Origin of the sequence: Magnetospirillum sulfuroxidans (assembly GCF_018224925.1) — a bacterium.
Lineage (GTDB): Bacteria > Pseudomonadota > Alphaproteobacteria > Rhodospirillales > Magnetospirillaceae > Magnetospirillum > Magnetospirillum sulfuroxidans.
Map to the genome: position 1 here is coordinate 233,505 of NZ_JAGTUF010000001.1, position 19,445 is coordinate 252,949.

Genomic DNA, 19,445 nt, shown 5'->3' on the forward strand with positions numbered 1-19,445 from the left:
TCACTGAGGCTTGCGGGCAGATGCCAGGGCCTCTTCCAGGACGGAAACACAAACGTCCAGGTTGGGGGGGCGCAGCAGCGAGACGTGATCGCCGGGCACGGGGCGCAGGGTCAGGCCGGCCGGGGCCAGTTCGGCCCAGCCGTCCTGGTCGTCCACCGCGCCGGCTTCGGCCCGCAGCAACAGCACCGGCACGTCGCAGGGGGCGGGCTGATAGGCCATCAGGGCGGCGTTGTTGGCCTGGAAGCGCTGGTACATCTGGCGCAAAGGGGCGGCGTCGCCCATGGGAAAATGTTCGGCCAAAAGCGTGGCGATATCGCTGTCGGGGCCTGCGCTGACGGTGATGCCGAAGACGTCGCGGGCGAACAGGGCTTGCGGTGAAAGCCCAGGACCGCTGAGGGCGTCCAGGCGGCGCAATTGCTTTGGGGTATAGCTGTCGATCAAGCACAGCAAAGCGATGTCTTCGCCGGCTTGGCGCAATTGCCGGGCCATCTCGAAGGCCAAAACCCCGCCCATGGACCAGCCGGCCAGATGATAAGGGCCGTGCGGCTGCGCCAGACGCAGGGAGTGGATATGGTGGCGGGCCAGTTGCACCAGTTCGGAACCGTCGGCGCCGGGATCGGCCAGGGCGACGACGTCGATGTCCGGGCGCAGGCGGCGGGCCAACGCGCCATAGCATTCGATGCCACCGGCCACCGGATGAATGAGAAACAGCCGCAGCGCCGCCGACAGCGCCGGGCGCAAGGCGACCGGCGGGGAATCGGTCTGTGCGGCGGGCAAGACGCCGCGCCGGCGTGCGCGCAGCACCGTGGCCTGTTCGGCAATGGTGCGGGTATGGATGAAATCGGCGGCGTCGGCCGGGCATTGGAAGGTGGCGGCGATTTCCGACAACAGCCGTAGCCACGACAAGGAATGGCCGCCGCAAGCGGCGAAATCGTCATGAACACCCAAGCTGGTGGTTTCGCGCCCCAACACCTTGGCCCAGAGCCGCAATAACCCGGCTTCGACACCATCGCGGGCGCTGTCGCTAATGTCGGTGCCGTTGGCGCCGCCGGGGCGCTGGCTGGCCGGATCGGGCAGGGCGGCGCGGTCCAGCTTGCCGCTGGTGGTCAGGGGCAGCGCCGCCAGGGTGACATAGGCGCTGGGGAGCATGTGCGGCGGCAATCGGGCGGCCATGTGGGCGCGCAAGGCGGCTTGGTCCAGGGTGTCGGCCGTCACCACATAGGCAACCAGCACTTGGCCGCCGATGGCGTCCTGGCGCGGCACCACCGCCGCTTCGCGCAGGCCAAAGGCGGTGAGCGCCGTTTCGATCTCGCCCAGTTCGATGCGGAAGCCGCGAATCTTGACCTGATGGTCAACCCGGCCGTGAAAGGCGACGATGCCGTCGCTGCCGGGGATGAAGGCGGCCAGATCGCCGGTCCGGTACAGTCGGACGCCATCCTCGGCCCGGATGAACTTTTCGCTGTTGAGTTCGGGGCGGTGATGATAGCCCAGGGCCAGACGGCTGCCGCCGACCAGCAATTCGCCGATCACCCCCTCGGGCAGTGGATTGCCGTTGCCATCGACGATCCGGATTTCGGTGCCGGGCAGGGGGCGGCCGATGGGGATGCTTGTCCCTGGCGGGGCGTCATCGACGTCGTGCAACAAGCAGGTGATGGTCGCCTCGGTCGGGCCATAAGCGTTCAACAATCGCGATGCTGCCAGCGGGCTGGCGTGCCACAGCCGGACGGTGTCGGGTGGCAGGGCTTCGCCGCCGACGATAACCAGGCGCAAATCCGGGACTAAAGGCAAATCCGGCGGCGCGGCGCCGTCGTGTTGCCAGGCCAACAGAACCTCGCGCAGGTAAGCCGGCGGCAGGTCGGCGACGGTGACCGCTTGCTCGACCAGGATGCGGCGGAATTTATCGGCGGTCCACACCGGGCCGTTGCGCAGCAATAGCCGCGCCCCCACCGCCAAGGCTGGTAAAATCTGTTCCAGCGCCGTGTCGACCACATGGGGGGCGAATTGCAAAACGACATCGGCGGCAGTGAGGCCATAGGCATCGATGACGGTGCGGCAATGATCGGCGATGGCCTGATGCGACACCACCACCCCCTTGGGCGTGCCCGTCGAACCCGAGGTATAGATCATATAGGCGGCATCGCCGCCGGCCGGCAGTTGCTTGGGCATGCCGGCCTTTTGCTTGCCGATGGCCTTGGCGTCGGCTTCAAGGTCGATCAGGGGCGGGGCATGGGGCGGCAGCCGTTGCGCCAGGGCGGCTTGGGTGATGATGATCCGGGCGCCGCAATCGTCCAGCATGGCGGCCAGCCGATGGGGGGGGGCGTCGGCGTCCAGCGGCACCCAGATGCCGCCGGCGACCAGCGTCGCCAGCACGGCGACGATACTGTCGGCGCCGCGCCCCAAAAGCACGGCGACGGCATCGCCGGGGCCGATGCCGCGCTTGCGCAGATAGCGGGCCAGCCGATGGGCGCGGCGGCTGAGCTGGCGATAGCTCAAGGCCTGACCATCGGCGGTGACGGCGATGGCGTCGGGGGTGGCCTTGGCTTGGGCGGCGATCCAATGCGGCAACAGGCCGTCCCTCGGCGGCAGGGCTTCGGGTTTTGCCCACCGTCCCAGCAGCCGCTTGCGTTCCGCCGCCGACAGCAGTTCAAGGGCGGCGACGGGGCTGTCGGGCTTGGCGCACACGGCCTTGCACAGGCGGGCAAAGCGTTCCAGCAGGCGTTCGATCGTGGCGGCGTCGAAGCGGGCGCCATCATAGCCGGCGACCAGCACCAGGCCATCGCCATCCTCATAGAGCTCCAGACCGAAGGGGCCATCCCCCGGTTGACGGATTTCAGCGATAAAGCCGGCCTGGCCGGCGCTCATGGGGAAATTCTGATAGGCATAGCTGACGTGATAGGGCGGCTCGCCGTGCAGACTGCCGCCGAGGTCGCGGGCGATGGCGCTAAAAGGATAATCGCCGTGGTCCAGCCCGTCCATCAACCGCCGATGGGCGTCGCGCAACACGTCGGCGGCGCTGGCTTGGCCGCTCACCCGGCAGCGCAGGGCCAGCATGTTGACGAAATAGCCGATGGACGTGGCGAAATGACGGGTCGGACGCCGCAAGACCGGCACCCCGATCACCATGTCCGATCCGCCGCCATGGCGGTACAGCAAGATGGTCAGGATGCCCAAGAACAGCGCCGCCGGGGTGATGCCCAGGCTGGTGGCCAGCCGCCGCGCCGCCTTGACGGTGGTGGCGGGCAGGCGGTGTTCCAGGCTTTGGCCATCAATGACGGCGCCCGCCGCCGCCGGACGGTCGGCGGGCAATTCGATCACCGGCAACGGAGCTTGCAGCGTCTGAAGCCAATAGGCCCGCTGTTCGTCGCCGCGAGCAGAGTTCATCAGCGCCCGTTCCCAGGCGGCGAAATCGGCGAAATCCCCCCCGTCGGCCACCGGCGCGGCGCGGCCGGCGGCCACGGCGTCATAGGCCGCCCACAGCGCCGTGGCCAAAACAGCGGCGGAAGCGCCGTCGAAAACCATGTGATGGATGGTCAGCAACAAGATTTCATGGCTGTCGGCCAAGGCGCCGCCATGCAGCACTTGGCACCGGCTGGGGGCGGTTTGGCTTAGGCTGAAGGGGTGGGTCGTCAGCCGGCGGGCAAAATCCAGCGGCTCCATGCCCTTGGGCAATTCGATGCGGTGCAACGGCGTCGGCTCGCCGGCATGCAGCCACAGATCGTCCTCGGTCTCGATGACCCGCGCGGTCAAGATCGGGTATTGGGCCTGAACATGCCGCCATGCCTGATCCAGGGCTTGGATGTCGATACGGTCGAGGCGGAAAGCCAGCGGCACGTTATAGGTTCCGGCCTGGGGGTAAAGCGATTGCAGGACCCACAGACCTTTTTGCCCTTCGGTCAGCGGCATGCGCCATGGCCCGGCGGCGGCGGCGGCGGCGGTCAGCGGCGGCGGCATCGCCGCCGCCCTGTCGCCCAGATGCGCGGCCAAGGCGGCGGGGGTGGGAAAGTCTTCAAGCATGCGGTTGCTGAGGGCGGTGCCGGTGGCTTCCTCGATGGCGAAGCCCAGACGCAAGGCGATCATGGAATCGACGCCAAGGGCGCGGAATGAAAGAGTGGTGTCGATCTTGTCCGCCGCGACCCCCAATTCCTGGGCCAGCACGGCGACGATGATATCCCGGCTGGGCGCGGGCGGCGGCGCTGGCGTTGGCGGCGGGGGGGCTGCGTCGTCGATCCAATGGCGGTCGCGGGCGAAGGGATAGCCGGGCAGGATCAGCGGCGGGCCGAACGGTCCCGGCTCGTCCGTGGCCAAATCCTCCCAGGTTTCGCCCAGTCGGATGCGGCCCAGCTTGTCGTGCAGCTCGGCGCGGCTGGCGGCGACGATTTGAACGGCGCATTCCAGCTTCTCGCGTCCCTGGCACAGGGTCTGGGACAGTCGGGCCAGGGACAGATCGGCGGTGCGATGGACGTAAGCGCTGAGGTCCGCCACGATTGCCGCCAGCTGTTCGGGCGTGCGGGCGGAAAGCGGAAAACGACGCGGCCGCGCCGTCTCGGCCGGTGCCGGGAGTGCCGGGCCTTCCTCAAGGATCAGATGGACGTTGGAGCCGCCGGCGCCGAAGGACGAGATGGCGGCGCGGCGCGGCATCTCGGCGCCATCGACCTGCCGACGCGGCCAGGCGACGTTGTTCCATTGCGGCACGAACGGGGTGGCGGTGAAATCCATGGCCGGATTGGCCTTGGCCGGCCGCAACGAGGCGACCAGCCGGCGATGCTGCATTTGCAGCAAGACCTTGGTCAGTTGGGCCAGACCCGAGGCGGCCTCGGCATGGCCCATATTGGTTTTGACCGACCCGATGGGGCAGGGCTCGGCCCCGCCGCCAAAGGCCCGGCTAAGGGCGCGCAGTTCCATGGCGTCGCCCAGGCCGGCGCCGCTGGCGGCGACCTCGATATAGCCGATCGAGCGGGGGTCAAGGCCCGAGCGGCGCAAGGTGTCGCTGATCAACTGGGTTTGAGCCTCGGCGCTGGGAACGCCGAAGCCAGCGGAATGGCCGCCGTGATTGGCGCCGCTGGCTTTGATCACCGCCAGCACCGCGTCACCGTCGCGCAAGGCATCGGCCAACGGCTTCAACAGCACCGCCCCCACCCCTTCGGCCGGCAAATAGCCATCGCCATCGGCGAAGGCGCGGCTGTCGGCGTGGCTGCCGATCAAGCCGGCGCGGCTAAGGCCCTGGTATTTGATTGCCCGTGGCGACAGGCTGACGCCGCCGGCGATGGCCAGCCGGCATTCGCCGGATTTCAGGCTTTGACAGGCCTGATGCACCGCCTGTAACCCGGACGAGCACATGCAGTCGATGGCAAGGCTGGGGCCTTGCAGGTCAAAGAAAAAGGATACCTTGTTGGCGATGACGCCATAGGAATTCAGCGCCAGCAATGCCTTGGCGTCGCCATCGCCGTCGATGGCGCCGTAATGCTGGAACATGGCGCCGACGAAGACGCCGACCTTGCGGTCGTAATCGCGCCGCAGCCGTTCCCGCGGCAGGCCGGCCCGTTCCAGCAAATGCCAGGTGTTTTGCAGGAACAACCGTTCTTGCGGATCGGCCAGCGCCGCCGCTCGGGGGGAATAGCCGAAGAATGCGGCGTCGAATTCGTCGATGCCGTCGATGAAGCCGCCCCATTTGCAATGACTGGCGCCGGGCTTGCCCTTTTGCGGCGCGTATAAAGCATCCATGTCCCAGCGGCCGGGCGGTGTCTCGGTGACGCAATCGCGGCCCTCGGCCAGGACCTGCCAGAATTCCTCGACCGTCCCGGCGCCGGGATAGCGGCCGGCGACGGCGATGATGGCGATATCGTCAGCGGTGGCGGCGCTGGTGGTGGCGGCGCTGGTCTGGGGTTGGGGGGGCGGGGGCGGCCGATGATCACGGTCCAGGGCCGCGCTCAGTTGGCCGATGGACGGATGTTCGAACAGCAGCGTTGCCGGCAAGGGGCCGAAATGGCGTTCCAAGACCGCCATGATTTCCAGGGCAGACACCGAATCGACGCCAAAGCGATCCAGCGGCGCCGCGGCGGTCAGCTTATCGGTGGGAACGCGCAGCACTTCGGCGAAACAGGCGGTGACTTTCTCGATTGTCCGTTCCGGCGCGGCGGCGGTGGAAAGTGTGGCCGGCGCGGGCATCAGCATGCGGCGCAGGCGGTCGTGGTCGCCGTCCAGCACCAGGATTTGTTGTTCCGCCGTCTGGGCCAAAGCGGCGTCAAGGGTTGCCATGGCGGCGGCTGTCGCCAGCGGTCGCGCACCGACCATGCGGTCCATGGCGGCGATGATTTCGGCCTCCAGACGCATGCCGCCGTCTTGCCAATAGGGCCAGTCGAGGGCGATGGTGCGGCCCTGCCGCTGCCCTTGCGCCACCAAGCGATTGCGGTGGGCGGCGAAGGCGTCGAGATAGGCGTTGGCGGCGGCATAATCGGCTTGGCCGGCATTGCCCAGCGCCCCGGAAACCGAGGCGAACAAGGCGAAGAAATCCAGCTGGATCTTGCCGCTGGCCTGATCCAGGGCAATGGTGCCGGCGACCTTGGGGGCCAATACGGCGGCCAGATCGTCGGTGGATTTGCGCACCAGCAGGCTGTCGCGGGTCAGTCCGGCGGCGTGGATGATCCCGTGCAGGTGGCCATGGCCATAGACGATGTCATCGACCAAGGCGGTGAGGGCGGCGGTGTCGGTGACGTCGGCTTGGCGGTAATGGATGTCGGCGTCCAGACCGTCAAGGCTGTGCCGCGCTTGCGCCGATAGCGGCGAACGGCCGATCAGCCACAGCACCGGCCGGCGGCAGGAGCGGGCGATCGTCGCGCACACATGCAGGCCGACACCGCCGGCGCCGCCGCTGATCATATAGACGCCGCCGTCGCGCCACGGCCCTGGCGCGGGCGCCACCGTCAGTTCCTGCCATTGACGCACCAGCCGGTGGCCGTGCTGGTGGCGGATATCGGCATCGGCGGTGGTCTGATCGGCGTTCAGTCGGGCGACGATGTCAGCGGCTTGATAATCCAGGCTGATTAATTGGCAGCGCAGGCCGGGGCGTTCCTGGACGGCGCTGCGCAGCATGCCGCCCAGCCCTTCCTGCAAAGTGCCGTGCGGCAGCACCACTTGGACCAGGGCGCTGTCGGGGCGCTGCTTGAACAGGCTTTGCAACATTTCCAGCAAATGCTTCGCCTGTTCGGCGTAATTGTCGCCCTTGAGCACCTGCACCTCGGCCGGAGCCAGGGCGGCGGTCAGGCTTGGCGGCAGATCGGCTGGCGGCTGGCACAGCACCACCAACCGGTGTCCGGTTTGGATACTGCCCTCGGCGGCGCGCTGGCGCCAGCGCGGCGCGAACAACAGCGGCAGGGACTGGGGGGGCGGCAGCGGCAAGGCTTGGCGGGGGGCGCTGCCCGGCAGCCAATAGCGTTCGCGAGCAAACGGATAGGGCGGCAGGGCTATGCGGCGGGCAGCAGGGGGGGATGGCCAGAGCACCCGCGCCCCGGCGATCCAGGCGGCGGCCAGGGTGTCGGCATCGGTGGCGGCCGGGGGCTCGGCCCGACCGGCGCGGCCCCGATAAAAACCGGTGGTGGCGCCGGCGAGGAAGCGGTCGAGTCCGGCGATCACGTCGTCGGGCGTGGTGGCGACAATGGCCAGCCGTTCCTCGAATGCCTCGCGGCCCTGTTGCAAGGTGAAGGCCAGGGCGGCCATGTCGACGGCGGTCAGGGGCAGCACGGCGGCGCGCAGGCGTTCGGCCATCTCTCGCAGCCGTTCCGGGTCGCGGGCCGACAGCGGATAGACGTCGCGGCACAGGGGCTGCGCCGCGACGGAGGGGATGGGATATTCCTCGATGATCAGATGGGCGTTGGCGCCGCCGGCGCCGAACGATGACAGCCCGGCCAGACGCGGCCGACCGCGCTGGGGCCAAGCGGCCCGCTGGCGTTGGACGACAAAGGGGGTGGCGGCGAAATCGATGCCGGGATTAAGGCTGTCGGCGTGCAGCGACGGCGCCAAGACGCCGTGGCGCATCTGCAACAGCACCTTGGCCAGCCCCGCCATGCCGGCCGCGCTTTCACAATGGCCGATATTGGATTTGACGCTGCCGATGGGGCAAAAGCCGCGCTCTGCGGTATGGCGGCCATAGGCCTTGGTCAGGGCGGCGATTTCGATGGGGTCGCCCAGTTTGGTGCCGGTGCCGTGCGCTTCCACATAGCCGATATCGCGGGCCGAGATGCCGGCCCGCTCCAGCGCCTTGCCGATCACCGCCGCCTGGGCGTCGGGATTGGGCACGGTATAGCCGTTGGTCTTGCCGCCATGGTTAACGGCCGAGGCGCGGACGATTCCCAACACGCGGTCGCCGTCGCGCCGGGCATCGGCCAGCGGCTTCAGCAACACGGCCCCCACCGCTTCGCCCGGCACATAGCCGTCGCCGCCTTGACCGAAGCTTTCGCAACGGCCATTGCTGGCTAAAAAGCGTCCCTGAGCCAAACCCAAATATTTGTTGGGGTGCAAGCTCAGATTGACGCCGCCGGCCAAGGCGACGCTGCAATCGCCCGAGCGCAGGGCCTCGCAGGCCAGATGGATGGCGGTCAGCGAGGACGAGCACATGGTGTCCAGCGCCATGGACGGGCCGGAAAAGCCGCAAAAATAAGATACCCGGTTGGCGATGGTGGCGGCGGAGCCATTCAGGGCTTGCGGGTGGCCGGCCGCGGTCGGCGCCGCGCCGTAAAGCTGGTATTCCTGGTACATGACGCCGACGAAGACGCCAACCTCGGCCGTGGCCAGGCTGTGGCGGGTGTGGCCGGCGTCTTCCAGCGTTTCCCAGGCGCATTGCAGGAACAGGCGTTCCTGCGGGTCCATGAATTCGGCTTCACGCGGGGCGATGTTGAAGAACATGGGGTCGAAACAGTCGAAATCATCGACAAAGCCGCCCCATTTGCTGTTGGTCTTGCCCTTGGTCCCCGGTTTGGCGTCGAAAAAGCGGTCATGATCCCAGCGCTCGGCCGGGATTTCGCCGATACAATCCTTGCCTTGTTCCAGATTGCGCCAAAATTCATCCAGAGTGCGGGCGCCGGGGAAACGGCCGGACATGCCGATGATGGCGATGGGAGCATGAGGGGCGGCCGGGGCGGCGGCCGGCTGTCTGTCCGGCAGAGGCTTTCCGCCACCGTGCGGCGGCGGCTCTGGCGGCTCTGGCGGCGGTGTGGCTCCCAGCAGGCGGGTAAGAGTGGGGCCGTGATGGGCGGTGAAATAGCCGGCCAACGCCGCCAGATCGCGGTATTCGAAGAACAAGGTCTTGGGCAATGGGCCGAAATCGGCTTCCAAGGCGTCGGTAAGGCGAACGATCATGATCGAATCGATGCCATAGACCTCGAACGGCGCTTCGGCCTCGATGTCGTCGATGGCGATCGCCGCTTCGCGCGCCACCAATTCGGCCAGATGACGCCGGGCCGCCGCCGTCAGATCAGGCTTGGCCGTGCCGGTGTTGATTTCGCGCCCGGTCTTGATTTCACGTAAGGTAAAGCCGCTCAGGCGCAGACGGATGACGCCGTCGTCATCGGCCAAGTCCAGATCCAGCTTGTGGATGCCGCCGGTGCTGATGCCGCGCCGCAGATGCACCCACATGGCGGCGGTGGTCGGGGCCAAGGCTTCCAGCCGATCCAGGCCGAAGGGCAGGGCGGTGACGGCGCCGCCCTGGTCCTGGAACAATCCCAACGCCGCCTGGAAGGCGCCATCGACCATGCTGGGGTTAAGGCCGAAATGTCCGGCCGCCGCCTCGGGCAGGACCAATCGGGCCAGGGCTTCGCCCTTGCCGATCAGCACGTGGTGCAGCGGGCGGAAGGCGGGGCCGTAATCCAATCCCAGCTTGGCATAGGTGGCATAAAGGCTTTCCGCCGCCAAGATCGCGGGGCAGCGGGCGCGGATGTCATCCACCGGCATGGTTTCAGCCCGCGCCGCCATGGGCGAGATCAGCCCAAGCATGTGCGGGGTGGAATCGGGGCCACCCGATAGCAGGCGGAAGGTTTGGCCGCCATCGTCGGTGGGGGCCAGCGGCACGGTGATGGTGACGGCGCCGCTATCGAGCCGCAGCGGGTGCTGCCAGACCACCCGGCTGAGCATGGTCGGAGCGAAGGGCTTGCCGGCGGCACCGGCGGCGCGGGCCAGTTCCAGCCCCATGGCGCCGGGCAGGATGCGGGTCCCCATGACCCGATGATCCCTGAGGACAAAGTCCTCGGCTTCCAGGCTTTGGCTGAACACCGAAGGCGCGGCGGCGACCCGCGCCGCCGCGCCGGCGAAAGTGCCGTTGATGTGGTGGACGTCGCGGGCGAAGGGATAGGTTGGCAGACGCAGGCGGCGGCGGGCCTTGGGGTAAAGCGCCGGCCAATCGACCGTGTCGCCTTGGACCCATTGTCTGGCCAGATGCTCGGCCGGGCTGTCCGGGGCCACCAGCGGACCGGTTTTGTGGCCGGCTTCCAGCTTGCCCACCGCCAGGCCGGTATGATCGTCGGCCAGGAAGCGGCTCAGGCCGTCACGGGCCTGATCCAGCGAGTTCACCACCAGCGCCAGCCGATGGCGCATGCCGTCACGGCCGATTTGCAAGGTATAGGCAAGATCGGGCAATTCAGCCTCGGCAACCCGGCCGGCGGCCAGGAAGGCCAGCAGATTGGCGGCTTGATCCCGCACGCGCTGGGGATCGTGCGCCGACAGGACCAGCACCAAGGACCCGGCATGCCGGGCCGGCGCGGTGGTGGCGGGGATGTATTCCTCAAGGATCACATGGCCGTTGACGCCGCCGAAGCCGAACGAGCTGACGCCGGCGCGGCGCGGCAACGGCCGGCCGGCGGCGTCAACGGCCGGCTGCCACGGCTGGGCCGTGCCGATAATGCGCAGCGGAGTGCCGGCAAGGTCGATATAGGGATTGATTTGCTGGCAATGCAGGCTGGGGGCCAAGGTGCGGTGGCGCATCTGCAACAGCACTTTGATGATGCCGGCCGCCCCGGCGGCCAGTTCCAGATGGCCGATATTGGTCTTGACCGAACCGATGCCGCAATCGCCGCCACAATCGCCAAAGGCGGCTTTCAACGCGTTGATTTCGACCGGATCGCCCAGCGGGGTGCCGGTGCCGTGGGCTTCGATATAGCCGATGGTGGCTGGGGCGAAACCGGCGCGGGCCAGGGCTTCACGGATCAACTGGCTTTGTGCGCTGGTGTTGGGGGCGGTCAACGAATTGGCCCGGCCGCCATGGTTGATGGCGCTGGCCTTGATCACGGCGATGATCGGATCGCCATCCCTTTGCGCCTCGGACAGCCGGCGCAGCACGATCATGCCGATGCCTTCGCCCCGCACATAGCCGTTGGCGTCGGCGGAAAAAGTCTTGCAGCGGCCATCGGGCGACAGCATGCCGGCCTTGGCGAAATTGATGTGGGCTTCGGGGGTGACGATGGTGTTGACGCCGCCGATCACCGCCATTTCGCAATCGCCGGCACGGATGGATTGCACCGCCCGGTGCAGCGCCACCAGCGAACTGGAACAGGCGGTTTCCACCGGTTCGGACGGGCCATGCCAATCAAGGAAATAACTGGTGCGGTTGGGGCCGACCGAGGGCACCGCCCCGGTGGCGACATACCCCTCGGCCCCGGTATCGTCGCCGATGATGTCGCGATAGCCGCTGGACGAGGTGCCGACGAACAGCCCGATTTTGCGTCCGGCCAACGAGCGTGGCGCGTGGCCGCAATCCTCGATCGCCTTCCACACATGCATCATCAGCAAGCGTTGCTGCGGGTCCATCAGCTTGGCTTCGCGCGGGGAAATGCCAAAGAACAACGGGTCGAATTCGAACACGCCGTCGATGAAGCCGCCCCAATGGATGTTGGTCTTGCCCGGATTTTCCTTGGGATCGCCGTCAAAGGCCCGCCAATCCCAGCGATCGGCGGGGATACGGGAAATGCAGTCGCGGCCGTGAACCAGATTGTCCCAAAAGGCGTCGCCGTCCAACGCCTGGGGAAAACGGCAGCTAAAGCCGACGATGGCGATGGAATCGTCGTCGGCGGCCGGAGGGGCGCTGATCCGTTCGGGCGTGGCGGCGGCGCGCAGGGGCGCCGCCGCTTTCGGCTTTGGCGGCGGTGCGAATTTTGCGGTGCCGGCGATGTGGCCGGCCAAGCGGTTCAAGGTGGCGAATTCGAAGAAATCGGCAGGGGTCAGCGTCAGCGTCAACGCGGCGTTCACCTTGCTGGCGAAGCCGGTCATGGTGATGGAATCAAAGCCGAATTCGCCCAATTCGCTGTCGGGGTCCAGCACAAGGGGATCGACTTCAAGGACGCCGGCGGCGATGGCGGTCAGCGCCGCCAGAGCGGCGCCGATGGGGGAGGTTTCTTCCGCCTGGATTTCCGGTTCGGGTTCGGGTTCGGGTTGCGGTTCCGGCATCGGGGCGCCGGCATGCGCAGCCGGCGGGGTGAGCGCAATTGCCGCAGCGCTGTGCGGCCAATGGCGGGTCCGGGCCAATGGATAGGGCGGCAACGCCACCCGGCGGCCGGTCGCGCTGTCGGCCCAATTGACAGTGAGGCCGCGGACCCACAATTCGGCCAGGCCGTCGGCGCGGCCACGGGTGGCCAGACCGGCGATGGCGCGACGCATTTCGTCATCGCTTTCCAGCACCGAGACGGCGGCGCGGTTGATCTTGACCCGGCCTTGGTGCAGGGTGGCGTCGGGTTCGCCGCTCAGGAAGGTCTCAAGCCGCTGCGCGGCCTGGGCGGCCGAGGTGGCGACGAAGGCCAGCCGGTGCTCCAGCCCCTCGCGTCCGGTTTGCAGGGTAAAGGCGATATCGGCCAAAGCCTCTGGGGTTTGGCGCAGGTGGTCGCGCAAGATCGCCGCCCATTGGGCCAAGGCGTCGGGAGTGTGGGCCGACAGCACCAGCAGCACCGGCCCGCTTGCCGGGGGGGGGATCATCGGCGCGGCCGGGTATTCTTCCACCACCACATGGGCATTGGCGCCGCCAAAACCGAACGACGAAACCCCGGCGCGGCGCGGCAGCGGATGGCCCTGGTTGTCTTGCGGCGGAAGCCAGGGCCGGGTATCGCGCACCACCGTGAACGGGCTGCCCTCTAATTTGAGATAGGGGTTCAGCTCGTGGCAATGCAGGGTCTTGACCAAGGTGGCATGGCGCAATTGCAGCAGCACCTTAAGCAACCCGGCGATGCCGGCGGCCAGTTCCAGATGGCCGATATTGGATTTGACGCTGCCGATACCGCATTGCATCGCCGGGGCGGGGCCGTATTCGGCGGCGGCGGTGGCGGTCAGATCGGCGAAGGCGGCGCGCAGGGCCTCGACCTCGATGGGATCGCCCAACGGGGTGCCGGTGCCGTGCGCCTCGATATAGCCGATGCTGCGCGGGTCGATGCCGGCGCGGCGGTGGACCGTGCGCAGCAGGTCGGCTTGGGCCTTGGGATTGGGGGCCGTCAGCGAACTGGCGCGGCCACCATGGTTTTCACCACTGGCGCGAATTACGCCCAAGATGGTGTCGCCATCGCGCTCGGCCGCGCTGAGGCGTTTAAGCAGCACCAGCCCGATTCCTTCGCCGCGGGCATAGCCGTCGGCGGCGGCCGAGAAGGGCTTGCAATGGCCATCGGCGGCCAACATGCCGGCCTTGGCGAAGCCGACATAGGCGTCAGGCAGCAACAAGGCATTGACGCCGCCGGCGATGGCCATCTGGCAATGACCGCCGGCAATGGCTTCCACCGCCCGGTGGACGGCGACCAGGGCGCTGGAACAGGCGGTTTCCACCGCGAGGCTGGGGCCGTGGAAATTGAAATGATAGCTGATCCGGTTTGGCCCCAATGACGGCGCCAGAGCGGTCATGGAATAGCCTTCGATACCGGTACCGGCCTGGGTCAACAGCCGGCCGTAGCCGGTGTCGGCGGTGCCGATGAAAACGCCGGTATCCGAACCTGACAGCGATTTGGGGGCGATGCCGGCATTTTCGAACAACCGCCACGCCTGGGTCAGCAGCAGCCGTTGTTGCGGGTCCATCATCCGCGCTTCGGGCGCCGACAGGCCAAAGAAACCGGCGTCGAATTCGGCCATCTCGTCGATGAAGCCGCCCCACCGAATGTTGCAGCGGCCCGGCTGGGTTGCGGGGTCGCCCCAGTAATCGCGCCAGTTCCAGCGCTCGGCCGGGATTTCGCCGATGCAATCTTGGCCCTGTTCCAGGTTACGCCAGAACGCTTCGAGATCGGGCGAGCGCGGGAACAGGCCGGTCATGCCGATGATGGCGACGGCATCGCGGCTGGGGGGGGCCATCGTGGCGGCGACATCGGCGACCGGGGCCGGTGGTGGTGGTGGTGGTGGTGGTGGTGGCGGCGTTGCGGCGGCAGGGGCGGAGAGGGGCGCCGTCACCCCCAAGCGGGGGGCCAGGTCGGCACCGTGGCGCTGGCAGAGATATCCGGCAAGACCGTCCAAGGTCGGATGTTCGAAAAACACCACCGGCGTCAGGTCAAGATCGAAGCTGGCGTTCAAGCTATTGGCGAATTGGGTAAAGCCGATGGAATCGAAACCGTATTCGGTCAGTTCCTGATCGGCATCCAAATCGGCCAGATCGACTTTCAATTGCTTGGCCGTGGCTTGCATCACGGCGGCAAGGATGGCGTCGCGCAGCGCCGGAGCGGCCATCGTCGCCGTCGCCGTGGGCGTGACGGAGGGCGGATCGGCGATGAAGCGGCGGCGTATTTTGTCGCCGTCGCCGATGGCCACCGCCACCCGCGCCGATTTGGCGGCGATGGCGGCGGCCAAAGCGCGCAAGCCGTCGCTGTTGGACAAGGCGACCAGGCCGGTGGTTCGGGTCATCAGCGCCTGGGTGTCGGCATCCATGCGCATGCCGCCCTCGGCCCAGAATGGCCAGGCGATGGAAATCATCGGCTGGCGGGACTTGGCGGCCCAGCCATCCAGGAAACCGTTGGCGGCGGCGTAATCGCTTTGACCGGGATTGCCGAAGATTGCCGATAGCGACGAAAATACGACGAAGAAATCCAGCGCGGCCATGCCCAGAGCATTTTCCAGGTTGACGGTGCCCTTGACCTTGGGGGCCAGCACGTGCGCCAAAACGTCTGAAGTCTTTTTGCTAATGGCTTGATCACACTGGAAACCAGCGGCATGCAAGATGCCATCCAGGCGGCCGTGAGCACGGCGGATAGCGTCAACCAGGGCGGTGGTGGCGACGGCATCGGCCAGATCGACGCGATGGTAATCGGCGCCGATTTTGTCAATCCAGCTTTGCGCCGCCGCATCGGCGGACGAACGGCCAGCCAGGGCGATGATCGCCTGCGGCGCATCGGCGCGGATGGCCTCGGCCAATAATCGGCCCAATCCGCCCAAGCCACCGGTAATCAGATAGACCTTGCCGTTTTTCCAAGGGGCGGGGCTGTCGGTCACCGTCATCGGTTGCCACGATTCCACCTGCAAATGCGTGCCGTTCAGGCGCAGCAAGGCACCGCTGGCGGCGGCATTATCCAGGTGATGGGCGAGGGTGGCGCCGTCCACCGTGGTTGACGCCAGCAAGGTTTGTCCATGCAGGCCGGGCATTTCCAGCCCGGCGCTGCGCAGCATGCCGGCCAGCCCGGCCAGTTCCGGCCGCTCTTGCGGAATGACCAAGCCAAGGCGGGTTGGTCCGCGCAGATTTTGCAAATGCCCCAGCAGGGTATCGGCCATGGCGGCGAAATCAGTCCCGATGTGGTGACAGGTCCAGCCGGGCAGGGCGGCGAAACCATCGGCCAGCAGGGCCAGCCGGGGGATCGTGTCGCCGTGGGCATGGCCGTCCGCGTCGTGCCAATGCGGGGTGAACAGCAGCAAATCCGGCCGACGTTCGGCGGCGGCGGGCAGCCGGGTGGCGAAACCACGCAAGCGGACACGCAATCCACCATCATGGTCGTATAGATCCATATCCAGACTGCGGACGCGCTGGGCCTGTTCCGCCCCCTTGGCCGGATAGACATGGACCCACATGCGGGCGGTGCACGGCCCCAAGATGTCAATGGCATTGACGGCGAAAGGCAAGGCGGCGCCTTCGGCGGCGGCGCCAGCATCATTCAGGGTGACGCCGATGGCGGCCTGAAAAGCGCCATCCAGCAGACTGGGATGCAAAGGATAGGCGGACAAAGTGGCGGCGATTGAGGGCGGCAGGTCCAGTCGGGCCAATACCGAATGGCCGTCAATGCTGGTTGACAATTGGCTGATGGCGCGATGACCAGGGCCATAACGCAGGTCCATGGCGTCGAAAGCGGCGTAAATCCGAGAGGCGGCAAAGACGCGGGGATGGTCGGCTTGCAGGCTGGCCAGATCAACCGTGGCGGCGCTTGCGGCATCGTCGCCCAGGCGGATCTGGGCGTGCAGGACACGGTCGCCATCGGCGGTCAGACTGGCGATTTCCACCAGGGATTGCGCTCGGTGCAGGGTGATTTCAGCATTCAGCCGGCCACTGACCGCCATCGGCTTGATCCACACCACATTGCGGAGCGCCGTTGCCGGCAGGCCGGCGCGGACGCAGGCGGCGCGGGTCAATTCCAGATAAGCGACACCGGGCAGGATGGCTTGGCTGCCCAGGCGGTGATCCGTCAGGAAAAACGACTCCTCGCGCAATTCCACGCGCCAGCGATCGGGGCCGTGATCGTGCAGCGCGAAGCCTTGCGGCGCGTGCGGCTGCGGCAGCCAGAAACGCTTGCCGACAAAGCGGGTGCCGGGCAGGGTCAGGCGGCGGCGTTTGGTCTGATCCAGCCGTGACCAATCCATGCTTTCGCCGGCCATCCAGCGGCGGGCGATTTCGGCCGGGGCGGCGTCGCCGATGGCGCCGCTGTGCCGTTGGGCATTGCTGCTGGCCATGGTCCCGGCCAAAAACGCGTCCATCTGCCGAAGCAGGTCGGCGGCATCGGCGACAACAAAGGCGATGCGGAACTTGCGCGAATCGCGACCGCTTTGCAGGGTATGGGCGAAAGCGTCGAGATCGCAGCCGGCGACCAGCGGCCGCAAGGCGGCGACCATGCGGCGCAGGCTGTCCTCGCCATGGGCGGAAACCGGGACCACCAAGGGCCGTGGGCCGGCGGCGATTGGCGCGGCCGCCAGACGATATTCCTCGATCACCACATGGACATTGGTGCCGCCAGCGCCGAACGAACTCAGGCCGGCGCGACGCGGCATTTCGGCGCCGTCGATGATCGGGCGCTGCCATGGGCGGGCGTGGTCGAGCAGGTAAAACGGGCTGCCGGCCAAGTCAATCAGCGGGTTGACGTTGTCGCAATGCAGGCTGCGATATTGGGTGGCGCTGTCCAGCGCCAGCAGCACCTTGATCAGTCCGGCGACGCCGGCGGCGGTTTCGGTGTGGCCGATATTGGATTTGACGCTCCCCAGACCGCAATGGGGGGTGGTCGGCGCCGGCAAGTCGTGATCGGCATATAATTGGGCAAAAGCGGTTTTCAGGCCGTCGATTTCCACCGGATCGCCCAAGGAGGTGCCGGTGCCGTGGCATTCGATCAAGGTGATGCTGCGCGGGTCGATGCCGGCGTCGCGATGGGCCTGGACGATCATGCGGGCCTGGGCCTGCGGATTGGGCGCGGTCAGCGAAGTGGTGATGCCGCCATGCTGTTCGACACAGGCGCGGATCACCCCCAAGATGGGGTCGCCATCAGCCTCGGCCAGATCCAAGCGCTTGAGCAGCACGGCGCCGACGCCGTCGGCGCGGGCATAGCCATCGGCCTGGGCGGAAAAGGTTTTGCAACGGCCGTCGGCGGCCAGCATGCCGACCTGGGAAAACATGATGTGCTGATCGGCCGACAGCATCAGATTCGAGCCGCCGGCGATGGCCATGGCGCAGCCTTCGTGCCGGATGCTCAGGATCGCGCGGTTCAGCGCCACCAGCGAACTGGAACAGGCGGTGTCGATGATCTCGCTGGGGCCGTGGATATCAAGCAGGAAGGACAGCCGGTTGGGGCAAAAGGCATGGCCCAGACCAGTCATTTGCTGGGCGTCCATCAACCCGGCCCGGTTGGCCATGTTGGTGTAATCCAACAGGTTGAGGCCGAGGAACAGCCCGATTTTCTGTCCGGCCAGCGATCCGGGGGCATAGCCGCCGCGTTCGATCAGCGACCAGACGCATTGCATGAACAGCCGGTGCTGCGGGTCGATCAGCTCGGCCTCTTTCGGGGCGATGCGGAAGAAGGCGGCGTCGAACAAATCGACATCGGCGATGAAGCCGCCGGTATTGACCGGGGTGAATGGCCCCTGACGCGGATCGCCATGCACGGCGCGCCAGTCCCAGCGTTGGGGCGGAACCTCGGCGATGCAATCGTCGCCGGCGCGCAGATGGGCGGCGAAGGCGTCCAGATCGGGGCTTTGCGGGAACATCCCCTCGGCGGCGATGATGGCGATGGGGATATCGGCCACAGCCGGCGCCGGCTTGGTTTCGGCGGCGGCTTGGGCGTGGCGGATTTTGCGATGGCGGGCCAGCCAGTCGGGCGGTGCTGACGACACCGGGGCCACGCTCACCGGGGCCACGCTCACCGGAGCTACGGTCATTGGGGCGGGTGCCGCCTTGGCGGCATAATGGCCGTCGATGGCCTTGCCGTAACGTTGGCGCAAGATGCGGGCCAGATCGTTCAGGTGGCGGGCTTCGAAAAAGGTGGTGGGGGCGACGGCGATGCTGTAATGGCGGGAAATCTGCGCCATGATTTCGGTAATGGCGATGGAATCAACGCCGAAATTAGCCAAATTCTCGTTTGGGTCCAACTGGTCGGCGGGCATGCGCAGGGCCTGGGCGGCCATGCGCAGCACGTCGTCTTCCAATCGCCGGTCTTCACCGGCCGGAACTGGCGGCGGCGGTGCCGCCGCCGCCAGGGTCGGGACCATGGCCGCCATCAATTCCTGCTCCAGCAGGTCGGCCATGGCTTGATCGAGATCTGATTTCGGCGTTTCGGTCATGATAGCGGCATTCCCAGGGTCGTTTCCTGCGCCAGCATGTCGCGGTAATGGCGCATGTGGCCCAGCAGCTTCCACAGATCGGCTTCCCACTGGTGGCGATAGGATTTGACGAAATATTCCTGCCCCAGATCGGGCTTGTCAGTCATCTTGGCGGCCAGGAAAGCGGCCAGACCGGGGCTGCGCGCGGCCAGGGCACGGGCGTAGTTCAGCACGAACAGGCCTTGGGTCTTCAAGCCGTCGCCCAGGCCGGCGGCGGAATTAATGAAGCCCATGAACAGCAAGTTGTCGTGGTTCCTGGGGGTTGAGTGCAAGAACAGATCGGGGATGTCGCCCTTCCATTGCAACTGGTCGCGATCCAGATAGGGGAAGTCGCGGCGAAAGCCGGTGGCATAGATGATCAGGTCGATTTCGGCGCTGCTGCCGTCTTGGAAGCTGACGGTCTTGCCGGCAAAGCCGGTGACGTCGCCCTTGGGCGTGATGTCGCC

Annotated in this window: 2 protein-coding genes (1 of these 2 only partly in view); both read right to left on the minus strand. The window is 67.0% G+C overall.

Features of this window, described 5'->3' with window-relative positions:
- Positions 1 to 18,960: a non-ribosomal peptide synthetase gene (locus KEC16_RS01175; RefSeq protein ID WP_211545825.1), complete on the minus strand. Its 18,960-nt coding sequence runs from the start codon at positions 18,958 to 18,960 to the stop codon at positions 1 to 3.
- On the minus strand, positions 18,957 to 19,445 hold the 3' end of the coding sequence (locus KEC16_RS01180) for a flavin-containing monooxygenase (protein WP_211545826.1). The gene runs 837 nt beyond the window's last position; 489 of the gene's 1,326 nt are visible here — the last part of the coding sequence; its start codon lies off the right edge, out of view; its stop codon occupies positions 18,957 to 18,959. The genes KEC16_RS01175 and KEC16_RS01180 overlap by 4 nt, the downstream gene beginning before the upstream one ends.